1 pseudogene is annotated in these 506 nt (G+C 69.6%); it reads left to right on the forward strand.

The features are described from left to right. Positions 1-506, forward strand: a pseudogene (locus ACFQE5_RS15370) (hypothetical protein); the annotation flags it as partial.

Raw genomic sequence — 506 nt, forward strand, 5'->3', positions numbered from 1 at the left:
CGGCGATCACCTCGGACCCGGGGTTCAACGGGGGCGAGTACGCCTCCCACACCGAGGTCGCCGCCGGGCTGCGCCGGCACGCCGGGATCTGGGCGGTGATGGGGTTCTCCACCGAGTTCTGGAAGCAGGAGGTGTGGCGGGCGCTGGAGTTCGACTCCAAGGAGGCGTTCCTGACCGGGTTCCTGGAGCCCTACTTCACCGTGATGGACCCGAACGACCTGCTGTGCATGGCGTGGAAGTGGCAGCGCGGGGACGTGGCCCGGCACACCGGCGGGGACCTGGCCGCGGCGCTGGGCCGGATCACCGCCACCACCTTCGTGCTGCCGATCAACGAGGACATGTTCTTCCCGGTGCGTGACTGCCGCGCCGAGCAGGAGCTGATCAAGGGCAGCGAGCTGCGGATCATCGACGACATCGGCGGACACCTGGGACTGTTCGGCATCGCCCCCTCCTACATGCCCCAGATCGACCGCCACCTCGGCGAGCTGCTGGCCCGCCCGGCCTGA

This window comes from Pseudonocardia hispaniensis, assembly GCF_042658695.1.
GTDB lineage: Bacteria > Actinomycetota > Actinomycetes > Mycobacteriales > Pseudonocardiaceae > Pseudonocardia > Pseudonocardia hispaniensis.